Origin of the sequence: Pigmentiphaga daeguensis (assembly GCF_039523035.1) — a bacterium.
Taxonomy (GTDB): Bacteria; Pseudomonadota; Gammaproteobacteria; order Burkholderiales; family Burkholderiaceae_B; genus Pigmentiphaga; species Pigmentiphaga daeguensis.
This window is the reverse complement of record NZ_BAAAEN010000009.1, coordinates 91,235-113,951: the sequence shown is the minus strand read 5'-3', so window position 1 is coordinate 113,951 and position 22,717 is coordinate 91,235. Positions and strand designations below refer to the sequence as shown.

The following is a 22,717-nucleotide window of genomic DNA, read 5'->3' as shown; positions in this document are numbered from 1 at the left end:
GGCCGGCCGACGGCGAAGCCGCAGTTTAACCCGACCACCTCGCTCATCCACGGGAATACCCGCGCTTTTCGTTACAATGCCCACGCGCCGGTCCGGTATGGTTGGCGCCATGTCATCCAGCCTTCGAGGTCACGCCTTGCAACGAGCTTCCAGCCCGACCCTGCTCGTCACCGGCGGCGCCGGCTACATCGGGCCCCATACCCTGATCGAGCTCATCCAAGCCGGCTATCGTCCGATCGTCCTCGATGATTTTTCGAACGGTTCGGTGCATGCGCTCAGGCGTGTCGAAGCGTTGACCGGCCATGCCCTCGATGTCATCGAAGGAGACATCAGGAATGCCGCCACGCTGGATGCAGTATTTCGCCAGGCCGCGGCACGCGGAGCCTCCGTCCAGGGGGTGGTGCACTTCGCCGGCCTGAAAGCGGTGGGCGAATCCGTCGCTGCACCCCTGGACTACTACCAGACCAACGTCGCCGGGACGCTGACCTTGCTGCAGGCGATGGACCGGGCACGGGTCCGCACCATCGTCTTCAGTTCATCCGCAACCGTTTACGGTATTCCGCGCGAACAGCCGTACACCGAAAGGCATCCGATCGCGCCGGTGAATCCGTATGGCCAGACGAAAGCCATGGTGGAGCAAGTCCTGCGTGACTGGTGCGCGGCGTTCCCCGAACGACGGGCCATTTGTCTGCGGTATTTCAACCCCATCGGAGCCCATCCCAGCGGGATGCTGGGAGAGGCGCCGCAGGGCATACCCAACAACCTTTTTCCGTTCATCACCCAGGTCGCGGTTGGCAAACGTTCCCATCTGAACATCTTCGGCAACGACTACCCCACGGTGGATGGAACCGGGGTGCGCGACTATATCCATGTCGTGGACCTGGCCATCGGCCACGTCAAGGCACTTGAACACGCCCAGGAAACGATGGGGGGCTTTACCGCAATCAACCTGGGCACAGGACGGGGCACCAGCGTCCTGGAATTGGTGCGCACTTTCAGCACGGTCAGCGGCAGAAAGATCCCCTACGAGTTCCAACCCCGCCGCCCCGGCGACATCGCCGAATGCTGGGCCGACCCCTCCGCCGCCCAGGCTCTCCTGGGCTGGCAAGCCACCCGCACCCTGGAAGACATGTGTGCCGACGGCTGGCGCTGGCAATCGCAGAATCCGGACGGCTACGCGTCCTGACCCGGCCTACCCCGCCAGCAACGCCCCCGCCCCCGGCACCACGGCCTCCAGCCCCAGCCTCTCCAGCATCCCCCTGACCGTACACACCGCCGTCGAGACCACCGGCACCTCCAGCCGGTCCTGCACCACCTGTATCGCCGGCAGCGACGGCATCTGCACGCACGCCGACAGCACCACGGCGTCGACGCCGCGGGTATTCAGCGTCTTCACGTCCTCGACCAGCTGCATGGGGTCGCGCCGGCCGACCTCCAGGTTGTCGGGGATCTCGAAGCACTTGGCGTCGACCACCTCGATACCTTCGTTCTCGATGTACTTCACGACGAGGTCGGTCAGCGGGCGCATGTAGGGGGCCATGAGCGAGATGCGCTTGGCCCCCAGGCGGTGCAATCCCTCGACCAGCGCGCCGGCCGAGGTCATGACGGGCGCGTCGCAGTGGTTGGCGCGCGCGACCTCGGTCAGCTCGCGTTCGGTCTGGCGGTGGTAGCCCAGGCCCATGGCCATGATGGCGACCAGGCAGGCGGTGCTCATGACATCCACGCGGGCGTCGGCCAGTTCGGCGGCGCAGCGCAGGCCTTCGCGGTTCATGGCTTCGAGTTCTTCCTTGGTGACCTTGTGCATGCGCATGCGGCTGGAATGGAAGGTGAAGCGTTCGGGCCGGATGGCCTCGCGGGCGCGGAGCATGGCCGGGATTTCCGTCTCCATGGTGGTGTTGGAGCTGGGGACGATCTGGCCGATGCGGTAGAGGCGGGATGTCATGGCGTTTCCTGCGCGGTTTAGTCGAGGGTGATATTAGCGAGCTTGACGACGGATTCGAAGCGCTGGGTATCGGCCTTGACGGCCTGGGCCAGGTCGGCGGCCGAGGCGGGCCAGGCTTCGAAGCCGAAGGTGTCGAACTGTTTGCGCACGTCGGGCTCGGCCACGGCCTTGGCGACGCCGCTGTTGATGGCGTCGATGGCGGCCTTGGGGGTGCCCTTGGGCGCGAACAGGGCGACCCAGGTCTTGAGTTCGAAGTTGGCCGGACCGCCGGCCTCCGAGACGGTGGGCACGCCGGAATACAGGGCCAGGCGCCTGGGCGCGGCCAGGGCCAGCAGCTTGACCTTCTTGGCCTGGTAGAGCTGGGCCACGGTGGCGGCGGTGCCGAAGGCCCAGTCGACTTCGCCGGTGGCGACGGCGGTGTAGAGCTGCGGCAGTTCCTTGAAGGGCACGTGGGTCATGTGGGTGCCGGTCTGGGTCTGGAACATGGAGGCGCCGATGTGCGCGACGCTGCCCAGGCCCCAGGTGCCGTAGGTCTGGTTGCCTCCCTTGGCCTTGGCGTCGGCGATGAGGTCGGCGACGTTGTTCCAGGGGGACTTGGCCGAGACGACGATGAAGAAGTTGGTGGTGTAGACGGGCGAGGCGGGCTCGAAGTCGGCAACGGGGTCGAAGGGCAGTTTCTTGTACAGGTGCGGGTGCAGGGTCATGTGGGTGTTGTCGACCACGACCAGGGACAGGCCGTCGGGCGCGGCGCGCTTGACGTCGCCGATGGCGAGCCAGCCGTTGGCGCCAGGCTTGTTCTCGACGATGATGGGCTGGCCCCAGGTCTTGGACAGTTTTTCGCCGACCAGTCGGGTGACGGCGTCGGGACCGCTGCCGACCGAGTACGGCAGGACGATCCGCACGGGCTTGGAGGGATAGGCGGGGGCCTGGGCACCGGCATGGCCGGCGCCCAGGGCCAGGACTAGGGCGGCGGCGCCGCGCAGGATGGTTTTCATGGTGTCTCCTCGTGTGTGTTTCGTTGGTGTGGGGGAATCAGGCTGTCGCGGGCGTCCGCTGGTGGCAGGACAGCGCCTCGCACGCGGCCGCGAAATGGGGGTCGCGCTGTTTCAGGTCTTCATGGCTGACCTGGCCGGTGCGCCGCATGTAGTCGTAGGCGAACGAGACCGGGTCGAGATGCATCTTGTCGGCGACGTTTTCGTACCAGTCCAGGCTGCGCGCGGCGGCGTTCTGGAAGCTGGACGAAGCGGGGCGGCGCTGGGTTTCGAAGGCGGCGAAGGCTTGCTGCAGGTCGCCGGGGTGGCGCACCAGCCCCTGGTGCAGGGCGATGGCGTCCTGCATGGCCATGCGCGTGCCGGAGCCCAGCGAGAAGTGCACGGTGCGCAGCGCATCGCCCAGCAGGACGATGTTGCCGCAGGTCCAGCGTTCGTTGCGGACGATGTTGGCCTCGAACCAGAGCGAGCGATTGGTCAGGAGTTCGTTGCCGCCCAGTTCGGGACGGAACACGTCGGCGCAGTAGCGGCGGCTCTCGTCCTCGCTGGCTTCGTGCAGGCCGGCGCGCCGCCAGGTGTCGGGATCGACCTCGACCAGGAAGGTGCTCAGTTCGGGGCTGTACTGGTAGCTGTGGGCGATGAACACGCCGTGCGGGGTCTCGCGGAAGATGAGCGAGACCGGGTGGAAGCGCTGGCGGGTGCCGTACCAGGCGAATTTGTTGCGCCGCTTCTCGAAGCTGGGCTGGAAGTGGTCGGCGAACTGCTTGCGCACGGCGCTGTTGCCGCCGTCGGCCGCCACCACCAGGTCCACCTCGCGCGCCAGCGCGGATACGTCATCGATGCGGCGGTCGTGTTCGATCTCGATCCCCTCGCGCCGGCAGGCGTCTTCCAGCACGCGCAGCATGTCGATGCGGGCGGTGCGCGAGAAGTGGTTGCCGTGGACCTGGACGTGGGTGCCGCGGTGGACGATCTCCATGTAGTCGCAGCGTTCGTGGTGGGCCACGAAGGCCTTGAAGAACTCGGGATCGGCCTCCTGCAGGAAGGACAGGCCGACGTCCGAGAACACGACGCCCCAGCCGTAGGTGGCGCCGGCGGGGTTCTGTTCGTAGACGCGGATCTGGTGGGACGGGTCGTGCTTCTTGGCCAGCAGCGAGAAGTACAGGCCGGCGGGGCCGGCTCCGATGACGGCGATTTTCATGATGCGGGGCTCCCTGCCGTCGCGGCGGCGCCGCAGGCGGTCTGATAAGAGGACAAGGCGTCGCGCAGCACGCCGGGCACGGGGATGGCCCGGCGTTCGCCGCGGGCGACGCAGATGGGGGTCAGCTTGGCGATGAAGGCGGTCTGCCCGGCCGCCGTGGTGGCGGTGATGTCGAGCGCGTAGGTGTGCTGGCGGATGTCCTCCACGGTCACGCGCATGTCGAATTCGTCGTCCGGCCACAGCGAACCGCGGAAGTCGAACGACAGCGCGCGGCTGGGCGTGCCGAAGCCGAGCTCGTCCTTGACGCGCTGGGGCGTGGAATCGAACAGCATGCCGTAGAACAGTTCGACGGCGGAGATGACGTATTCGCCGAAGGTCACGGTGTAGACCACGCCGGCGGGGTCGCAGTCGCCCCATTTGACGCGGCGGCGCACGACGAAGGGCGTGCTCGAGAGCACGTGTTCGGTGCTGGTCATGCCGGGCTCCCTTGCCCGGGATCCTGGTCCTGGGCACCGGTCTCGCCCGCCAGCTTCTCGGCGATCATGCGCTTGAGCGCGGGCTTGTCCAGCTTGCCCACCTTGGTCACCGGGAAGGCGTCGATCACTTCGACCCGCTCGGGGCACTTGTACTTGGCCAGGCCCTGGGCGACCAGGAAGTCCGCCAGTTCCTTGACCTGCGGCGCGGTCTGCCCGGGGCGCGGCACGATGTAGATGCAGCCCTTCTCGCCATAGACGGGATCGGGCATGGCCACCAGCCGTGCCTCGGCCACCGCCGGGTGCGCGCCCACCAGCCCTTCGACCTCCTCGCAGCCTATCTTCTCGCCGCCGCGGTTGATGTTGTCGCGCAGCCGGCCTTCGAAGGCGTAGCAGGTGACGCCGTCGACCACGTGGGCGGTCATCATGTCGCCGGTCCGATAGAAGCCGTCCGACGTATAGGCCTGGGCGTTCGCCTCGGGCGCGTTGAAGAAGCCCGGCAGCGTGGAGGGACCGCGGAAGCACAGTTCGCCCATCTGTCCGGGCGCCACCGGCTTTTCCGAATCGGGCTCCAGCAGGCGCAGTTCGTCCTGCGGGCAGCCGGAGCAGCCCTGGGTCTGGAAACGCCTGGCGGCCGGCGCGTCGGGCGGGGACCCCAGCAGCAGCCCCTCGGTGATGCCGAACAGGTTGGAACAAGGCACGCCCAGGTGCGCCTCCAGGCGATCGGCGCGGCTCATGGTGATGAACAGGCGCAAGGCCGACAGATCGTGCCTGGCCAGGTCCGGATAGGTCATGAGCTGCGGGGCGATGGGGCCGATGGAGACGGCGCGGGTGACCCGGTGTTCCTCGATCAGCTCCAGCATGCGGACGAGGTCCAGCCTGGGCATCAGCACGGCGGACACGCCCATGGCGAATACCGGGATCAGCACGTACACCTGGGCCGCGTTGTGCAGCAACGGCAGCGCCCACATGAAGCGGTCGTCTTCGCGCAGCTTGTACATGCCCGCGCAGGCCAGCGCATGGCCGAGGTATTCGGCATGAAAGCGCGGAATGATCTTGGGCATCCCCGTCGTGCCGCCCGAGAGCTGGAAACTCAGCACGTCGCCCAGTCCCGGCGGCGCCTCGGCCAGGCGCCGGCGCGCGGCCGCGAGCGGCATGCCGGCGATCAGGTCGCGCAGGGACAGCCCGCCCTCGCCCGCCGGCCCACGCGCGACGACCAGATGGCGCAGCGTATCGCTGCCTTCGGCCATCTTGCGGGCGAAGGCAGCAAGGTCGAAGCTGGGATGGAAATCGGCCTGCACGAAATAGCCGCGCGCCGCCGATTGCCGGATCAGTTGGCCGATCTCCAGTTCGCGATGCTGGGGCAGCGAGCAGACGGGCACGATGCCGGCCTTGTAGCAGGCCGCCAGCGCCAGTACGGTTTCCAGCGTGGTGCCCATCTGGAAGATGGCGCGGTCGCCGGGCGCGAGGCCCGCTTCCAGCAGCGCAGCGCCCAGCCGCTCCGATTGCTCGTCCAGTTCCTGGAAGCTCAGGCTGCCCTCGTCGGAGATGAACGCCGTCTTGCCGGGCAGGCGCCGCGCCGTGGCGCGCAGGGCGTCGCCCACCGAGGACCGCATCCACGCGCCGCTGTCCAGGTAGGATGCGGCGCGTTCGGCCGGATGGTAGATGACCCCTTCTATCGGGTGCCGTATGTCTTGCATGATGGTCTCCTCCGTCCGGGCTTCAGGCGGCCTCTGGAATGATGCGGACCCGGTCCCGGTCCAGCGTTTCTATGCGGCCCTGCACGCCGCCGGTGAACAGGCCATACCAGATGGCGGGCTTGAGTCCCAGCGTCTTGCGGCGGAACTCGATGGGGCCGTCGCTTTCGATGCGGTCGTAGTCGCCCAGGGCCTGTACGCGGCAATCGCCGCGGCCGCGCGCATCCTCGACGATGGCGGCGAACTCGCGCACGCGGGGCACGAAGATGCGCACCGCCGGCGTGGCCTGCGCCTGGCCGGGCTGCACGTGCTCGGCCACCAGCCGGGCCTTGCGCGACCAGATTTCGGCGATGTCCGACACGCGCCGCTGTCCGGCCCGGGCCTCGTCCTCGGCTTCCAGCGCGGCCTGCAGCGTCAGGTGGCCGTCCAGGGCATCCACCTGGGTCAGCGGACGCAGCTTGCGCGTGAACTCGATGAAGTAGCCGTTCGGATCGCGCACGTAGATCGACTCGATCACTTCATGGGTGGTCTCGACCGACACCTGCAGGCCGGCATCCTCCAGCTTCTTCTTCCACGCGCGCAGCTCGTCCTGCCCCTGGACCAGCCAGGCGGTGTGGGTGGCGTCGAACACGTGGTCGTCGGGCACGGGCGCCATGACCGGACGGTCGCGCATGGCCTCGGGCGGCTCCGAGCCCAGGTAATAAAAAAAGGCGATGGTGCTGCCGTTGCCGCTGTCGAAGAAGAAATGCAGGAAGTCCGGATGCGTGGCCGGCCCCCAGCCGCGCGCCGAGATCACGTGGATCAGGGGCAGGCCCAGGATGTCCCGGTAGAACGCGACGGTCTCGCGCAGCTTCCAGGTGGGACGCGCGGTGTGATCGACGCCGCGCAGCGCCAGCCCGTGGGCGGATGGCGCCCCGGGAGCGGCTGCGGTCGTCTTGCCTGCCAGCGTGGCGCTGGCGTTCGGGCTGCTGCTCATGTCGTTTCCCCTTGCCTATGGATGATGGTCAGTGCGCGAAACGCTCGCGCAGCCAGGCCGCCAGCTGGCGGCCGGCCTCGTAGCGGCCAGGCTCCTCGCCTTCGGCCAGCGCGCGGCCATGGTGGTCGCCGCGCACCCGCAGATGGCGCTTGTCGGCCGTGGCCAGGGCGTCGTGAATGGCGCGCACATCGCCCGGGAAGCAGGCCTGGTCGCCCGTGTATTCGATGACCAGGGTGGGCTGGACGATGGCGCCCGCGGCAGCGGCCAGGCTGGCGTTGGACGACAGGCCGGACCAGGTCGACAGCCAGCTCTCGGGCGTGCAGAAGCGCGCGAAGCCGACGGCGCCGTAGTTCGAGGCGTAGGGATCGCGGCCCCACAGCGAACCGGGATGCCGATCCGACGGATCCAGGCCGAGGTCCAGGCAGCGCAGGTCGGCATCGGTGCGCCAGACCGTCATCACGGGGGTATGGGCAGCCGCCCGGCGCTCGGCCTGGGAGGCATCCTCGCGGCCCTTGAGCGCCTTGCGCGCCGCCAGCCGCTGGGCGATGAACTGCCGCGCCAGCGCATCCAGCCGTTCCACGCGGGCGCGCTGGGCCTGCCGGTAGCGCGCGACGAACTCCGGCGCATAGCGCGCCTGCCCGCCGGGGCGATAGCCGTTGCCGGGATTCAGCGGATCCAGGGCGGGGTCGACCGACAGCGCGTCCCCTTCGTCCAGCACCGAGGGATCGATGCAATTCATCAGCAGCGCGCCCTGCCCGGGATGCGGTCCCACCAGCACCAGCCCCTGGACCCCGGGCATCTCCAGCCCGGCCAGGCCGGACGGCCTGCCGCCCGGGGTGCGGGCGATGCGCTCGGCGGGCGGAAGCGAGGACTGCTGGACGTAGAAGGAATACAGGCCCGCGCCGCCCGAATTGCCCAGCAGCACGATGTGCTCGAACCCCTGGCTCCGCAGGAAGGCCAGCCCGGCGGCCACGTCGTGCAGCGCGGTCTCGTGCTCCAGGCGCAGGTCGTTGCCGACCGAGCGCGCGCCCTGCGACCAGGCCGCGTAGCCGGCGCCGACGATGTCGGGGATGAGGTAGTGGCAGGCCATGAATTCGCGCGGATGCATCACGCACACGACGGTCCGGGGCCGGGGGCCCGCGGGCAGGTATAGCGAACCCGTGGTGGCGGCGTCGTCATCGGTGCGCAGGACGACGTTGCGGGTGGAGGCGCCGGCCGGAAGGTCGCGGGGGTTCCAGTCGGTGTTCAAGAATCCTGCGGTGACGTGCTGGGGGGCGTTGGCGCCGGTGCTCACGATGGGTCTCCTGGTGACGCGGACGGCTGGTGCAACCGTCTTTTGTCACATTCGACTATTTTTTGACTAAACTGTCAATACACGTAGAAATTCAGACAGAGGTGTCAAAAAAATTCGCGGCCATCCCCGTTTTCCCTGGGAAGACGGGGTTTCGACATGCCATAATCGGCCCCTGGGCCGGCATCCGTTCCGGCCGCATATCCTGGAAAGTCCCTATCCGTGAACGAGCTTCCCACCAAGGCGACGATGAAAGGGGAAGTCCTGCGCAGCGCCATCCTGGACGCCGCCGCCAAGCTCTTCATCGAACGCGGCACGGGCGGCACCAGCATGCAGGACATCGCCGAATCGCTGGGCCTGAGCCGTACCGCCGTCTACTACTACTTCAAGAACAAGGACGCGATCCTGCGGGCGCTGACCGAGGAGATCCTGACCTCGGCCCGGGAACTGGCCAACGCCGCCGTCTCCCGCCAGGACCGCGATCCGGCCGAAGCCCTGCGGGAGCTGGTCACCGACTACGCCAACCTCATCCTGTCGCGCCCGGCCGAGTTCCGCGTGGCCGACCGCAATGAATCGGATCTCACGCAGCGCCAGCGCGCCTCCATGCATACGGCGCGCCGCAGCGTGCTGGCGGACTTCAGCGGCATCATCGAACGCGGCATCCAGCTCGGCCATTTCCGCATGGCCGACCCCCACGTCGCGGCCTTCGGGCTGATCGGCATGTGCAACTGGACCGCGTGGTGGTTCAAGCCCAGCGGGCGCCTGGGCCAGCAGGAAGTGGCCGAGGCCATCGCCGACATGGCCATCCACGCCCTGCGGCGCGACGAGTCGCGCCGGGCACGGGTGCCGGACGTCAAGGAATCCCTGCGGCTGTTGCGCGAGGACCTGGCCTACCTGGAGAAGCTGGTGGTGCCCGACGAAGACGCATCCGCCGGCCAGCGCAAGTAGCTGTCGGCCAGATCGCGGAACGCCCCGGCGCCCGCGTCGACGCCGGTCTCCTCGGCCATCAGGCTCCCGACCTCGTCCGCCAGCTCGCGAGCCAGGCGGGCATCCAGGAACAGCAGGCGCGAGCGGCGCGCCAGCACGTCCTCGACCGTGCGCGCGTATTCGTGGCGCGCGGCAAAGCGCACCATGGCTTCGGTCAATCCGCCGCCCAGTTCGCGGTCCGCGCCCGGCAGGGCAAGCAGCGCGTCCCGCTCACTGCCATACCCCCACAGGCCCGGGGCATCGCCGATGCTGTGCCTGGCCGGCTCGGCTCCCACCAGGGCATGGTCCGCCGTCACGCAGGGACCGGCGGATGCGAGCAACCCGGCATCCAGGCAGGCGTCCAGCGTGTCCCGGGCCATGGCGCGGTACGTGGTCCACTTGCCGCCGGCCACGGTGACCAGCCCGTCGTCCTCGATCCGGACCACGTGCTCGCGGCTGACATCCTTGGTGCTGGCGTGCCCCGCCGGGCGGACCAGAGGACGCAGGCCCGCCCAGGCGCTGGAGACATCCCCGGCGCCCGGCGCGCGCGCCAGGTAGCGGCCGGCCTCGCCCAGCAGGAAGTCCACTTCTTCGGCCAGCGGGCGCGGCTCCAGCTCCAGGCCGGGCCGGGGGGTGTCGGTGGTGCCGATCACGGTCCTGCCCATCCAGGGCAGCGCGAACAGCACCCGGCCGTCGCGCGTGCGCGGCACCAGCAGCGCCCGGTCCCCGGGCAGGAAGTCGCGCGACACGACCACGTGCGCGCCCTGGCTGAACACGATGGTGTCCTGGACCGCCTCCGCGCGGGCGTCCAGGCGCCGCACCGCGTCGACCCAGATGCCCGCGGCGTTCACCACGCAGGCGGCGCGCAGGACGTACGAGCGGCCGGTTTCGCGGTCCTCGCACCGCACGCCGGCCACCCTGCCCTGTTCACGGACCAGGCCGACGGCGGCGCAATGGTTGACCAGCAGCGCTCCCTCGCGCGCCGCGGTGCGCGCCAGTGCGATGGCCAGCCGGGCATCGTCGAACTGGCCGTCCCAATATTCGATGCCGCCGCGCAGCCCCTGCGTCCGCAGCCCGGGCTGGCGGGCCGTGATGGCCCGCGCGTCCAGCCAGCGCGTGCGCCCCAGGCCGGCCTTGCCGGCCAGCACGTCGTACAGGACCAGGCCCGTTCCGTAGTACGGTTTTTCCCAGAACCGGTAGGCCGGCACGACGAAGGGCAGCGGCTGCGCCAGGTGCGGCGCGTTGCGCAACAGGATCTGCCGTTCTCGCAAAGCCTCGCGCACCAGCGGAAAATTGCGTTGCTCCAGGTAGCGCACGCCGCCGTGCACGAGCTTGGTCGCGCGCGAGGAGGTGCCCTTGGCGAAGTCATGGGCCTCGACCAGCACCACGCGCAGGCCTCGCGTGGCCGCATCCAGCGCCACGCCCAGGCCGGTGGCGCCGCCGCCTATCACCGCCACGTCGTAATCCCGGGGCTCGGCCAGCCGGGCCAGCAACCCGGCCCGGTCGGTACGCAGCGGCGCCTGCGTGGACACGGTCAAGTCCGGGCCCACGCGCGGGAGCGCGCGACCGCCTCGCGCCAGCGCTCGACCTTGGCACGGCGGGCGGTCTCGGACATCGACGGCTCGAAGCGCCGGTCCAGCGCCCATTGCGAGGCGATCTCGGCCCCGTCGGCCCAGAACCCCGTGGCCAGGCCCGCCAGGTGGGCCGCGCCCAGCGCCGTCGTCTCGGTAACCTGGGGCCGCACCACCGGTACGCCCAGGAAATCGGCCTGCATCTGCATCAGCAGGTCGTTGCCGCAGGCGCCGCCGTCCACCCTCAACTCCCGGACGGCCAGGCTGGAATCGCCCATCATCGCGGTCAGCGCATCGGTGGCCTGCAACGCAATCGACTCCAGCGCCGCGCGGGCGATGTGGGCGCGGGTCGTGCCGCGCGTCAGGCCGATCAGCGTGCCGCGCGCATAGGCGTCCCAGTCGGGCGCACCCAGTCCTGTGAAGGCCGGTACCAGGTAGACGTCGCCCGCGTCGGCCACGCTGGCGGCCAGCGGCTCGACCTCGGGGGCGCTGGCGATCATCTTCAAGCCGTCGCGCAGCCACTGGATGGTGGCGCCCGCCATGAACACCGACGCCTCCAGGCAATAGGCGGTGCGCGTGGCCGGATCGGCGGCGGCCGGCCCCTGCCAGCCGACCGTGGCCACCAGCTTGTTCTGGCTGGGCATGGGCACGGTGCCGGTGTTCATCAGCATGAAGCAGCCGGTGCCATAGGTGTTCTTGACCATGCCGGGCTCGAAGCAGGCCTGCCCGAACGTGGCCGCCTGCTGGTCGCCCGCCACGCCCGCGATCGGCACCGCCGCGCCGAACAGATCGGGCTCGGTCTCGCCCAGTACCGCGCACGACGGCACCACGGCGGGCAGCACGCTGGCCGGGATGTCGAACACGTCCAGCAATTCCTCGTCCCAGGCCATGCGATGGATGTCGAACAGCAGCGTGCGCGAGGCATTGCTGGCGTCGGTGGCGTGCACGCGGCCGTTGGTCAGCTTCCAGATCAGCCAGGCGTCGACGGTGCCGAAAGCCAGTTCGCCGTTGCGCGCACGCTGCCTGGCGCCCGGCACGTGGTCCAGCAGCCATTGCAGCTTGGAGGCGGAAAAATAGGCGTCCAGCACCAGCCCGGTCTTGCGCTGGATCAGCGCCTCATGCCCTTCCCGGCGCAATTGGTCGCAGCGATCGGCCGTGCGCCGATCCTGCCAGACGATGGCATGCGCCACCGGTTTGCCGGTGATGCGGTCCCACAGCACCGTGGTCTCGCGCTGATTCGTGATGCCGATCGCGATGGCGGGCGCACGCGAATAACCGTTGCCCACGAGCGAGGTGGGAGCCCGCGCCAGGCAGGCACGAGCCACGGCCAGTTGCGATTGCCAGATGTCCTCGGGGTCGTGCTCGACCCAGCCCGGACGGGGGAATAACTGGGGGAATTCCTTCTGGGCGACGGCGACGATCTGCCCGGCGTGGTCGATCAGCAGGGCGCGCGAACTGGTCGTGCCCTGGTCCAGCGAAAGGATGTAGCGCATACGGAGGAGACCTAGTGAAACCTGCGTTGCGTGGAGGCGTCGGCCAAGACGCAGGCAGATGGTAGCGCGAGCGACGCCCGCGCGCATCTGGCCCGACCGTACCCCTCCCGCCCCGGCCCGCCCGGCGCCGCTACGCCGCCGGCGCGGAATCGCCCGCCCGTGCCGTGGCGGGCGGACGCAGCAGCATCGCGCACAGGACCGCGGCCACCGCGCCGCATGCGGCGCCCAGGGCGAAGGCCAGCTGGTAGCCGCCATTCAGCGCGGCCGCCTCGGCGGCGCCCCGCTCCAGCAGGAAACTCGTGCGCGCCGCCGCCAGGCTGGCCAGCACGGCCAGGCCCAGCGCGCCTCCCATCATGAACGAGGTATTCACCACCCCCGAGGCCAGTCCGGCATCGCGGGGGTCCACGTCGTTCATGGCCGCCAGCAGCATGGGGTTGAACGCGATGCCCGCGCCCAGGCCAAGCAGCGACATGGCGGGCAGCACATCGATCAGGAAATCGCCCTGGATCGGCGCGCGCGCGAACAGCGCCAGCCCCACCGACGCCAGCGCCAGCCCGCAGGCCAGCGGCGCGCGGATGCCGAAGCGCATCACCAGCCGCGCCGACAGGCCGAGCGAGAACACCGCCATGATGATGTTGGCCGGCAGGAAAGCAAGGCCCACCTGCATGGGGCTGTAGCCCAGCACCACTTGCAGGTACAGCGCGGAAATGAAGAAGGCGGCGAACATGGCGGCGGCCCACAGCACGCCCGCCGCGTTGGCCGTGGCCACGTTGCGCAGCCGGAACAGCGCCAGGGGCATCAGCGGCGCGCGCACCCGGGACTCGATGGCCAGGAAAGCCGCCAGCAGGACGGCGGCGGCGCCCAGCAAGCCCAATGTATGGAAAGAGGTCCAGCCGCGTTCGTTGCCATTGACCACCGCATACACGGCCAGCATCAGCGAGGCGGTGATGGCCGCCGCGCCGGCCATGTCCAGCCGCTCGCCGGGCTGGCCGCCCTTCGCCGGCAGCAGCGCCATGCACAGGCCGTAGACGGCGGCGCCTATGGGCAGGTTGACCAGGAAGATCCAATGCCAGCTGAGCACGCTGGTCAGGAAGCCTCCCAGCAGCACGCCTATGCTGCCGCCCCCCGCGCACACGAAGCCGTAGACGCCCATGGCCTTGGCGCGGTCCTCCTGCTCGGGGAACAGCATCATGATCAGGGACAGCGACACCGCGGAAACCACCGCCCCGCCCAGGCCTTGCACCGCGCGCGCCGCCACCAGCACGGCCTGGGACTGGGCCAGCCCGCAGGCCAGCGACGCCAGGGTGAACAGCGCGATGCCGGCGACGAACAGCCGCCGGTGCCCGTACAGGTCGCCCAGCCGCCCGCCCAGCAGCAGGAAGCCGCCGAAAGTCAGCATGTAGGCGTTCACCACCCAGACCAGCGCGGTCTCGGAGAACTTCAGGTCATCGCGGATGGAAGGCAGCGCCACGTTGACGATCGTCGTGTCGAGCACGATCATCAGCACGCCCAGGCACAGCACCATCAGGGCCAGCCAGCGTTTGCGGCGGTCTAGGTCGGCAGTCACGGATGAGCTCCTCATGCCGGCACGCGGCATGGTGGATGGGTGGGGACGACAAATGTGTACAGCGTACACAAAATAACAGAGGCACGGGGACGACGTCCATCGGAACGTCGCCCCCGTGCCTGGGTTGTTGCCGTCGATATACGGAGAATCGCGGTCAGCGGATGACCATGTTGTCCCGATGCATGAGCTCGGGCTCTTCCATGCTGCCCAGCAGCGCCTCGATCCGGCTCGAGGGCTGGCGCATGATGCGGCGGGTCGCACCGGAGGAGTAGTTGATCAGCCCGCGCGCCAGTTCCTTGCCGGAGGCGTCCACGCAGGCCACGACGTCGCCGCGCTCGAACTCGCCCTCGACCGCGGTCACGCCTATGGGCAGCAGGCTCTTGTGGTCGCGGGTCAGCGCCAGGGCCGCTCCCTCGTCCACGGTGACGCGTCCGCGCAGTTGCAGGTGGTCGGCGATCCATTGCTTGCGCGCCGACAACAGCGGCAGCGAGGCGCGCAGTTCGGTCCCTATGCAGGTTCCGCCGGCCAGCCGCACCAGCACGTCCGGTTCTCGGCCCGACGCGATCACGGTATGCGCGCCGCTGCCGGCCGCCCGCTTGGCGGCCAGGATCTTGGTCAGCATCCCGCCCTTGCCCAGGCTGCTGCCGGCGCCGCCGGCCATGGACTCCAGTTCGGGATCGCCCGCGCGCGCATGCGACACGAACTTCGCGTCGGGATGCTTGCGCGGATCGGCCGAATACAACCCGGCCTGGTCGGTCAGGATGATCAGGGCGTCCGCCTCGATCAGGTTGGTCACGAGCGCGCCCAGGGTGTCGTTGTCGCCGAACTTGATCTCGTCGGTGACCACCGTGTCGTTCTCGTTGATGATGGGCACGACGCCCAGGCGCAGCAGCGTGAACAGCGTCGACCGCGCGTTCAGGTAGCGCGTGCGGTCCGACAGGTCCTCATGGGTCAGCAGGATCTGCGCGGTATGCAGCGCATGTTCGGCGAATACGCTTTCGTAGGCCTGCGCCAGGCCCATCTGGCCGACCGCCGCGGCCGCCTGCAGTTCGGGTACCAGCGTGGGCCGCTTGTCCCAGCCCAGGCGCAGCATGCCTTCCGCGATGGCGCCGCTGGAGACCAGGACGACTTCCTTGCCCAGCGCGCGCAGGTGCGCGATCTGCCCGGCCCAGCGCAGCAGCGCCCGCCGGTCCAGGCCGCGTCCCTCGTCGGTGACCAGCGAGGAGCCTACTTTGATCACGAGCCGCCGGGCGGCGGCGATCACGGAAGTGCTATTCATCGTGGAACTCAATCGCCGTCGCCACCACCATCGCCGCCTTCGCCGCCGGCATCGCCGCCGTCGTCGTCGGGGGCATCTTCGGGCGTCTGCGGCCCCGCGTCACCGCCATCGGCCGGCGCACGGCGCGGCGGGCGGCGGCGGACGGGCGCCGGCTTGGCCGCGGACGCCTGGGTTTCGACGAAGCGCGGGTCCTCGTCGAAGGCCTGCTCGGCCTCGCGCTGCTCGTCCAGCCAGTTCTGGACGGCCCAGGCCAGTTCCTGGGTACCGTCGCCGGCCAGCGCGGAAATGCAGAATACCGGGCCGTCCCAGCCGAACTCCAGGCAGAACGCCTCTTTCAGGCCCTGCGGGTCGTCCACCATGTCGACCTTGTTGAGCACCAGCCAGCGCGGCTTCTCGTACAGGGCCGGGTCGTAGCGGCGCAATTCCTCGACGATGGCACGCGCCTCGTGCACGGGGTCCACCGTGGGATCCATGGGCGCCACGTCCACCAGGTGCAGCAGCAGGCGCGTGCGCGACAGGTGGCGCAGAAACTGGTGCCCCAGCCCGGCGCCCTCGGACGCGCCCTCGATCAGCCCGGGAATGTCGGCGATCACGAAGCTGCGCTCGGCGTCGGTGCGCACCACGCCCAGGTTCGGATGCAAGGTGGTGAACGGGTAGTCGGCCACCTTGGGCCGGGCGTTCGACAGCTTGCGGATCAGCGTGGACTTGCCGGCGTTGGGCATGCCCAGCAAGCCGACGTCGGCCAGCACCTTCAGCTCCAGCCGCAGCTTGCGCTGTTCGCCCGGGCGGCCGTGGGTGAACTGCCGCGGCGCGCGGTTGGTGCTGGACTTGAAGTGCAGGTTGCCCAGGCCGCCATTGCCGCCGGCGGCCAGCACGACCTTCTGGCCATGGGTAGCCAAGTCGAACAGCAGCTCGTTGGTCTCGGCGTCGTAGACCATGGTGCCCACCGGCATGCGCAGCGTGATGTCGCTGCCGCCGGCGCCATAGCGGTCGGAACCGCTGCCCTGCTCGCCGTTCTGGGCGCGGTGCAGACGGGCGTAGCGGTAGTCGATCAGCGTATTGATGTTGCGGTCGGCCACGGCGTAGACACTGCCGCCCCGCCCGCCATCACCGCCATCGGGTCCGCCGAAGGGAATGAATTTCTCGCGGCGAAAGCTCGCCACGCCATTGCCGCCCTTGCCGGCAACTACCTCGATGGTGGCTTCGTCGACGAATTTCATGCCCCCCCCTACGCGCTTCGCGCGCCCCCCGGGGGGCGATGCGGGTGGACCGGCAAAGCCGGATCCACCGCATCCCGGGAGGCGCGGCGGCGGGGTTTCAAAGATTCAAAAGAAATGACCGTGCAAGTGCCAATACTAGCGCGATCATAAAAAAAAGCCCCCACGCGTAACATCGCGCGGCGGCGCTATTTTTCCGGGGAGCCAAGGCTCCCCGTGACCACATACCCTACCCCACGAAGCCAAGCCCAGATCCAGGGCACAGCGGATCCGGCTCCGCCGGTCCGCCAGTGCCGCCCCTCGGGACCCGGCGCCGGGCCGCCCCAAGGCGGGCCCCGGCCCCCTCGGGGGGCTGCCGCGCAGCGGCTGGGGGCTCACCATGCTGGGCGCGCGTCAGCGCGTAGGGGGGCCTATCCCTTACACAGGATCGATCGAGACGGTATGCTTGCGCAGGGCGCCCTTGACCGCGAACTGCACGCGGCCGTCGACCAGCGCGAACAGGGTGTGGTCCTTGCCCACGCCGACGTTGACGCCGGGGTGGAAACGGGTGCCGCGCTGGCGAACGATGATCGAGCCAGCCGGGATCAATTCACCGCCGTAGGCCTTGACGCCCAGGCGTTTCGCTTCTGAGTCGCGGCCGTTCCGTGTGGAACCGCCGCCCTTTTTCTGTGCCATGTTTGCACTCCTGCTTGTTCGTTACCGATTCTTGCCTACATTCCGGTGCCCGGCCGCGCCGGGCTCCCATCAGGCGGAAATGGTGCCGATCTGGATTTCGGTGTAGTTTTGACGGTGGCCTTGGCGCTTCTGGTAGTGCTTGCGCCGACGCATCTTGAAGATGCGGACCTTGTCGTGGCGACCGTGTGCAAGAACCTTGGCCGTGACCACGGCACCGGACAGAAGAGGCGCGCCGATCTTGAGTTGATCGCCTTCGCCCACTGCCAGGACCTGGTCCAGCGTGATCTCTTGCCCGATGTCTGCCGGTATCTGTTCTATCTTCAGTTTTTCGCCAGCGGCAACGCGATACTGCTTGCCACCGGTTTTTATGACCGCGTACATGGGATGACCTCTTGGATTGTTCAAAGCTCGAACCCCCAATGGGGGTCGAACCATAGACTATAACCGGAGTTGTACCGCGGCGTCAATCCCGGCATCGCCCCGCGCACAGCCCCGGTATAATTTCGTTGCCACGGCGCTTTCGGGCGCCGCCGCCCGCTCGCGGGCCTCTCTGTACGCCATGCCGCCGGTTGTTGCATCTCGGCTTTTGTTGCACACCTGGCCGGCAACGGCCAGTCTACCCACGGATTCCCCTTGAGCCTGCCGACCCTGTTCGCCCCCATTGCCGACGACATGCAGCGCGTCGATGCCGTCATCCGGGCACGACTCGACTCCGACGTCCCGCTCATCCGCACCATCGCCGACTACATCATAGGCGCGGGCGGCAAGCGGATGCGGCCTGCCCTGCTGCTGATGGTCGCCCGGGCGCTGGGATACGAGGGGCAGCAGCATCATTTGCTGGCCGCGGTGGTGGAATTCATCCATACGGCCACGCTGCTGCACGACGACGTGGTCGACGAATCGGCGCTGCGGCGGGGCCGCGCCACGGCCAACGCGGTCTTCGGCAACGCCGCCAGCGTGCTGGTGGGCGACTTCCTGCATTCCCGCTCGTTCCAGATGATGGTCGAGACCGGCTCGGTCCGCGTCATGCAGATCCTGGCCGATGCCACCAACGTCATTGCCGAGGGCGAGGTGCTGCAACTGCTGAACGTGCACGACCCCCTGGTGACCGAGGAGCGCTATCTGCAGGTGGTGCGCTACAAGACCGCCCGGCTGTTCGAGGCCTCGGCCCAGCTGGCCGCGGTGCTGGCCGGCGCCACGCCCGACCAGGAAGCCGCGGCGGCGGAATACGGCCGGCGCGCCGGCACGGCATTCCAGCTGATCGACGACGTGCTCGACTACAGCGGCGAGGCCGAGGCGCTGGGCAAGAACCTGGGCGACGACCTGCGCGAAGGCAAGCCCACGCTGCCGCTGATCCGCCTGCTGGACGTGGGCACGCCGGCGCAGCAGACACTGGTGCGCACCGCGATCGAAAACGGCGAAGGCGATTTCGCCGCCGTCGCCGCCGCGATCCGGGAATCGGACGCCCTGGACTACACCCGCGCCCGGGCCCGGATCGAGGCGGACGCGGCGATCACGGCGATTTCCGGCTACCCCGTTTCCGCTTTCCGGGATTCTCTGCTAGAATTCTGCGCTTTCGCGATCAACCGAGATCGCTGAAAAAAGCAAGACGGCCTGCCGGGCAAGTTGTACAGCCCGTAGCCGGCAGGCCGGACCGACAAGTCGGGGCGTAGCTCAGCCTGGTAGAGTACTGCGTTCGGGACGCAGGAGTCGGAGGTTCGAATCCTCTCGCCCCGACCATTGATCTGGTCGACAAGCCTGTAGCCAGGCACGCAAGCGCACAGCTCAGGCTGTGCGTTTTTGTTTGTGCACGCAGGATGCCCGCGCCATGAAAACCTCTCCAGCCCTCGTGGCCCAGCACGCCTTCACCATCGAGACGCCCGGCCGCCGCCTGATCGAAATCACCGGGCACGTCCGGCGCCACGCGCGGGAAAGCGGCATGAATGCCGGCGTGGCGCACGTCTTCGCCCACCACACCAGTTGTTCGCTGCTGGTGACCGAAAACGCCGATCCCGACGTGCTGGCCGACCTGGAACGCTATTTTTCACGCCTGGTCCCGGACGGCGATCCGCTGTATGCGCACGATGCCGAAGGCCCGGACGACATGCCGGCCCACGTCAGGGCGGCGTTGACCGCGGCAAGCGTGACGCTGCCGCTGGCCGGCGGCGACCTGGCGCTGGGAACCTGGCAGGGCGTCTACCTGTGGGAACACCGCCGGCGCCCGCACCGCAGGCGCATCACCGTGACGCTGGTCGGCTGCTGACGGCGGCCCAGGCGGGATCATCCGCCCGCCCGCATGCCGGTCACTGCGTGTTGCGGCCCGCCATGGCGTCGGCGTAGCGGTCCCAGTGGCGCACGCGATAGGCCAGGTCCGACGCCTTGGCGCCGGCCGGGCCGCCGCCCGAGCAGAGCACGCCGTTGCGCAGCAGGTGCTGGATCGTATTGGGAAGCAAGGGGCGCCACTCGTCGTGCACCGGGCGCTGCCAGCCGGCACCGGGCCGGTACAGCGCCACCGTGCGCCACTCGCGCGTCCCGCAACGGACCGACTCGTACGAGATGTTCTCGGCCCCCATGTCGCTGACCGCGCGCAGCGTATAGCGCACGATCAGCCCCGGGGCGATCTGGATGGAGCGCGGATCCACGCCGAAGCGGAAACGTTCGTTGCGCGACAGGTTTTCCACGGGCAGCACGTCGGCCTCGGTGGGCACGGGCGGCAATTCCGACTTCAGGGCTTCCCATCCGGCATCGGGCAACGTGCGCTGGGCATCGATGTCGTCCAGCAGGTAGTTGCCCTCGCCTCGCGGCTGGCTGCCGCAGGCGGCAAGAAGCAGGGCCAGGCATCCGGCGCCGGCCCAGGCGGCGGCGCGCAGGGCCCGGCGGGCAGGACGCGCCCCGGCGAACTGACTAGGCATAAGTGTTTTCCATATACAGGTTGCACCCGACACGATACCCGAACCCCGCGCAGGAGGTCGCGGGGGTTCAGACCTCGGGGGCTTCCTTGGACAGGGACGCCTGCGGTTCGCCCTGGCCGCGCCGGTGCGAACCGATGTGCTGGCGCAGGTACCGGGTCTCGTGGTTCCGGCGGAAGAGCACGACCGCAAGCTCGTTCAAGGCCAGCGTATAGACGTCGCGCTTGAACTCGATGACCGATTCCAGCGGAACCCAGTAGGAACTCCAGCGCCACGCGTCGAACTCCGGATGCGACGACGCCCGCAGGCAGACGTCGCAATCGCGCCCCTGCATCCGAAGCAGGAACCAGATCTGCTTCTGACCTTTGTAGTGCCCGCGCCATTCACGCCTGACGAAGTGTTCGGGCACGTTATAGCGCAACCAGTCGCGTGTTCTACCCAATATGCGGACATGCTCGGGCCGCAGGCCCACTTCTTCGTGGAGCTCGCGGAACATCGCCTGGACAGGGCTTTCACCGTGCTTGATGCCGCCCTGCGGGAACTGCCAGGAATGTTCGTTGACGCGCTTGCCCCAGAAGACCTCGTTCTTCTGGTTGACGAGGATGATGCCGACGTTGGGACGGTAACCTTCACGATCCAGCATGAGCCACCCCAGCGATTCTCATACAATTGAGTCAATTATAGGCCCAGGGGGCCGAACTCGTATCCACCCACGTGAGCACCGCAATGCGCGCATCGCAGTTCCATATCGGCACCCTCAAGGAAGCACCGTCCGACGCCGAGATCGTCAGCCACCAGCTCATGACCCGCGCGGGCATGATCCGCAAGCTGGCCGGCGGCATCTACAACTATATGCCCATCGGCCTGCGGGTCATCCGCAAGGTCGAGGCCATCATCCGCGAGGAAATGAACCGCGCCGGCGCGCTCGAGCTGCTGATGCCGGTGGTGCAGCCCGCCGAGCTGTGGATGGAATCGGGCCGCTGGGAACAGTACGGCCCCGAGCTGCTGCGCATGAAGGACCGCCACGGCCGCGACTTCGTGCTGCAGCCGACCTCGGAAGAGGTCATCACGGACATCGCCCGCAACGAGATCCACAGCTGGCGCCAGCTTCCCAAGAATTTCTACCACATCCAGACCAAGTTCCGCGACGAGCGCCGGCCGCGCTTCGGCGTCATGCGGGGCCGCGAGTTCACGATGAAGGACGCCTATTCCTTCGATCGCGACGAAGCCGGCGCCCAGAAGAGCTACGACGCCATGTACGACGCATACATGCGCATCTTCACCCGCATGGGGCTGACCTTCCGCGCCGTGGCGGCCGACACCGGCTCCATCGGCGGCACGCGCAGCCATGAATTCCAGGTCATCGCCGACACCGGCGAGGACCTCATCGTCTACAACCCGGCCACCCAGTACGCCGCCAACATCGAGCTGGCCGAGGCCCCCTGCCTGGTCGCCCAGCGCGCGGCGCCCGGCCGGGCCCTGGAGAAAACCCCGACCCCCGGCGCCACCAAGTGCGAAGCCGTGGCCCAGATGCTGGGCCTGCCGCTGGCCAGCCACGTGAAATCCCTCGCGCTGGCGGTCGAACCGGAAGAGCCCGGCAAGCCGGTCCAGATCTGGCTGCTGCTGGTGCGCGCCGACCATGAACTGAACGAGATCAAGGCCGGCAAGATCCCCGGCCTGGACCGTGGCTACCGCTTCGCCACCGATGCCGAGATCGTCGAGCACTTCGGCTGCGTGCCGGGCTTCATCGGGCCCGTGGGCACCGCCAAGCCGGTCAAGGTGGTGGCCGATCGCACCGTTGCCAACCTGCACGACTTCGTCACCGGCGCCAACCAGGCCGACCACCACTACGTGGGGGTGAACTGGGGACGCGACCTGCCCGAGCCCGACCTGGTGGCCGACCTGCGCAACGTCGTCGACGGAGACCCGTCGCCGGACGGCAGCGGCCCGCTGGCGATCCAGCGCGGAATCGAGGTCGGCCATGTGTTCTTCCTGGGCACCAAGTATTCCGAGGCGCTCAAGGCCACCTACCTGGACGAGACCGGCAAGCCCGCGCTGCTGCAGATGGGCTGCTACGGCATAGGCGTCACGCGCCTGCTGGGCGCCGCCATCGAACAGCATCACGACGGGCGCGGCATCATCTGGCCGCGCGCGCTGGCGCCATTCGAGGTGGTCGTCTGCCCGGTGGGCTGGGGCAAGAGCGAAGCGGTGCGCGAAGCCGCGACCAAGCTCTACGAAGGCCTGAAGGAAGCCGGCGTCGACGCGATCCTGGACGACCGCGACGAACGCCCGGGCGTGATGTTCGCCGACTGGGAGCTCATCGGCGTGCCGGTGCGCGTCACCATCGGCGACCGCGGCCTGAAGGAGGGGCAGATCGAACTGCAGGGCCGCCGCGACGAAGCGGCCGCCAAGATCCCCGTGGGCGAAGCGCTGGCCGCCACGCTGGCCCGGCTGGCGCAGGCCAACTGACCGCC

At 68.7% G+C, this 22,717-nt stretch carries 21 protein-coding genes and 1 tRNA gene; 6 read left to right on the top strand and 16 right to left on the bottom strand.

From position 1 onward, the window contains the following. The first annotated feature begins 109 nt into the window (after positions 1–109). The gene (gene galE / locus ABD104_RS13585; RefSeq protein ID WP_343927670.1) at positions 110–1,186 is read left to right on the top strand and encodes a UDP-glucose 4-epimerase GalE; all 1,077 of its coding nucleotides are present in this window, start codon (positions 110–112) and stop codon (positions 1,184–1,186) included. Between the two features lie 6 nt (positions 1,187–1,192). On the opposite strand, the gene ABD104_RS13580 is transcribed toward galE, so the two are convergent. Genes ABD104_RS13580 through ABD104_RS13550 form a run of 7 tightly spaced genes read right to left on the bottom strand, consistent with a single transcriptional unit; the run spans position 1,193 to position 8,569 of the window. Then, on the bottom strand, positions 1,193–1,942 hold the full coding sequence (locus tag ABD104_RS13580; protein ID WP_087841654.1) for a maleate cis-trans isomerase family protein: 750 nt from the start codon (positions 1,940–1,942) through the stop codon (positions 1,193–1,195). A gap of 17 nt (positions 1,943–1,959) precedes the next feature. After that, positions 1,960–2,937, bottom strand: a complete 978-nt coding sequence (locus tag ABD104_RS13575) for a Bug family tripartite tricarboxylate transporter substrate binding protein (protein ID WP_087841655.1) — start codon at positions 2,935–2,937, stop codon at positions 1,960–1,962. Between the two features lie 37 nt (positions 2,938–2,974). Further along, positions 2,975–4,129 carry an FAD-dependent monooxygenase gene (locus ABD104_RS13570; RefSeq protein WP_343927669.1) on the bottom strand — a complete coding sequence of 385 codons (1,155 nt, stop codon included), beginning with the start codon at positions 4,127–4,129 and terminating at the stop codon, positions 2,975–2,977. Beyond that, on the bottom strand, positions 4,126–4,605 hold the full coding sequence (locus tag ABD104_RS13565; RefSeq protein WP_343927668.1) for an acyl-CoA thioesterase: 480 nt from the start codon (positions 4,603–4,605) through the stop codon (positions 4,126–4,128). The genes ABD104_RS13570 and ABD104_RS13565 overlap by 4 nt, the downstream gene beginning before the upstream one ends. Next, complete coding sequence (locus ABD104_RS13560; protein WP_087841658.1) at positions 4,602–6,302, bottom strand: AMP-binding protein; 1,701 nt, start codon at positions 6,300–6,302, stop codon at positions 4,602–4,604. Before ABD104_RS13560 ends, ABD104_RS13565 begins: the two co-directional genes overlap by 4 nt. Before the next feature lie 22 nt (positions 6,303–6,324). Further along, positions 6,325–7,275: a VOC family protein gene (locus ABD104_RS13555; protein WP_343927667.1), complete on the bottom strand. Its 951-nt coding sequence runs from the start codon at positions 7,273–7,275 to the stop codon at positions 6,325–6,327. A gap of 28 nt (positions 7,276–7,303) precedes the next feature. Further along, positions 7,304–8,569 (bottom strand): alpha/beta fold hydrolase, encoded by a 1,266-nt coding sequence (locus ABD104_RS13550; protein ID WP_343927666.1) that lies wholly within the window; start codon positions 8,567–8,569, stop codon positions 7,304–7,306. Positions 8,570–8,788: 219 nt separating this feature from the next. Here ABD104_RS13550 and ABD104_RS13545 point away from each other — a divergent pair, with 219 nt between their 5' ends. After that, entirely contained in the window at positions 8,789–9,514 is a 726-nt protein-coding gene (locus ABD104_RS13545; protein ID WP_279815529.1) for a TetR/AcrR family transcriptional regulator, read from the top strand. Here ABD104_RS13545 and ABD104_RS13540 read toward each other — a convergent pair. From ABD104_RS13540 to rplU, 7 genes are all read right to left on the bottom strand, one after another. Then, entirely contained in the window at positions 9,457–11,070 is a 1,614-nt protein-coding gene (locus tag ABD104_RS13540) for a glycerol-3-phosphate dehydrogenase/oxidase (RefSeq protein ID WP_343927665.1), read from the bottom strand. The two genes, ABD104_RS13545 and ABD104_RS13540, sit on opposite strands and share 58 nt — an antisense overlap. Then, complete coding sequence (gene glpK / locus ABD104_RS13535; protein ID WP_343927664.1) at positions 11,067–12,596, bottom strand: glycerol kinase GlpK; 1,530 nt, start codon at positions 12,594–12,596, stop codon at positions 11,067–11,069. Before glpK ends, ABD104_RS13540 begins: the two co-directional genes overlap by 4 nt. A gap of 130 nt (positions 12,597–12,726) precedes the next feature. Further along, positions 12,727–14,121, bottom strand: a complete 1,395-nt coding sequence (locus ABD104_RS13530; protein ID WP_371696233.1) for an MFS transporter — start codon at positions 14,119–14,121, stop codon at positions 12,727–12,729. Positions 14,122–14,317: 196 nt separating this feature from the next. Beyond that, a complete protein-coding gene (gene proB / locus ABD104_RS13525; protein ID WP_165963331.1) occupies positions 14,318–15,442 on the bottom strand; it encodes a glutamate 5-kinase in 1,125 nt (374 codons plus the stop codon). An 8-nt stretch (positions 15,443–15,450) separates the two neighbouring features. Then, positions 15,451–16,662, bottom strand: coding sequence for a GTPase ObgE (gene obgE, locus ABD104_RS13520; RefSeq protein WP_343927663.1), 1,212 nt, complete (start codon positions 16,660–16,662; stop codon positions 15,451–15,453). A 414-nt stretch (positions 16,663–17,076) separates the two neighbouring features. After that, entirely contained in the window at positions 17,077–17,334 is a 258-nt protein-coding gene (gene rpmA, locus ABD104_RS13515) for a 50S ribosomal protein L27 (protein ID WP_087841667.1), read from the bottom strand. Between the two features lie 69 nt (positions 17,335–17,403). Then, on the bottom strand, positions 17,404–17,715 hold the full coding sequence (gene rplU, locus ABD104_RS13510; protein ID WP_087841668.1) for a 50S ribosomal protein L21: 312 nt from the start codon (positions 17,713–17,715) through the stop codon (positions 17,404–17,406). A 252-nt stretch (positions 17,716–17,967) separates the two neighbouring features. Here rplU and ispB point away from each other — a divergent pair, with 252 nt between their 5' ends. From ispB to ABD104_RS13495, 3 genes are all read left to right on the top strand, one after another. Next, positions 17,968–18,933, top strand: coding sequence for an octaprenyl diphosphate synthase (gene ispB, locus ABD104_RS13505; RefSeq protein WP_087841669.1), 966 nt, complete (start codon positions 17,968–17,970; stop codon positions 18,931–18,933). A gap of 64 nt (positions 18,934–18,997) precedes the next feature. Next, positions 18,998–19,074: transfer RNA gene (locus ABD104_RS13500), tRNA-Pro, on the top strand. Between the two features lie 88 nt (positions 19,075–19,162). After that, positions 19,163–19,597 carry a secondary thiamine-phosphate synthase enzyme YjbQ gene (locus tag ABD104_RS13495; protein ID WP_087841670.1) on the top strand — a complete coding sequence of 145 codons (435 nt, stop codon included), beginning with the start codon at positions 19,163–19,165 and terminating at the stop codon, positions 19,595–19,597. 40 nt (positions 19,598–19,637) lie between these two features. Here ABD104_RS13495 and ABD104_RS13490 read toward each other — a convergent pair whose 3' ends face one another. Together ABD104_RS13490 and ABD104_RS13485 are read right to left on the bottom strand one after the other, a co-directional pair. Beyond that, the gene (locus ABD104_RS13490) at positions 19,638–20,246 is read right to left on the bottom strand and encodes a CNP1-like family protein (protein ID WP_132980555.1); all 609 of its coding nucleotides are present in this window, start codon (positions 20,244–20,246) and stop codon (positions 19,638–19,640) included. A gap of 67 nt (positions 20,247–20,313) precedes the next feature. Next, positions 20,314–20,886 (bottom strand): RNA pyrophosphohydrolase, encoded by a 573-nt coding sequence (locus ABD104_RS13485; protein ID WP_087841672.1) that lies wholly within the window; start codon positions 20,884–20,886, stop codon positions 20,314–20,316. An 83-nt stretch (positions 20,887–20,969) separates the two neighbouring features. Here ABD104_RS13485 and ABD104_RS13480 point away from each other — a divergent pair, with 83 nt between their 5' ends. Next, positions 20,970–22,712, top strand: coding sequence for a proline--tRNA ligase (locus ABD104_RS13480; protein ID WP_087841673.1), 1,743 nt, complete (start codon positions 20,970–20,972; stop codon positions 22,710–22,712). Positions 22,713–22,717: the final 5 nt, after the last annotated feature.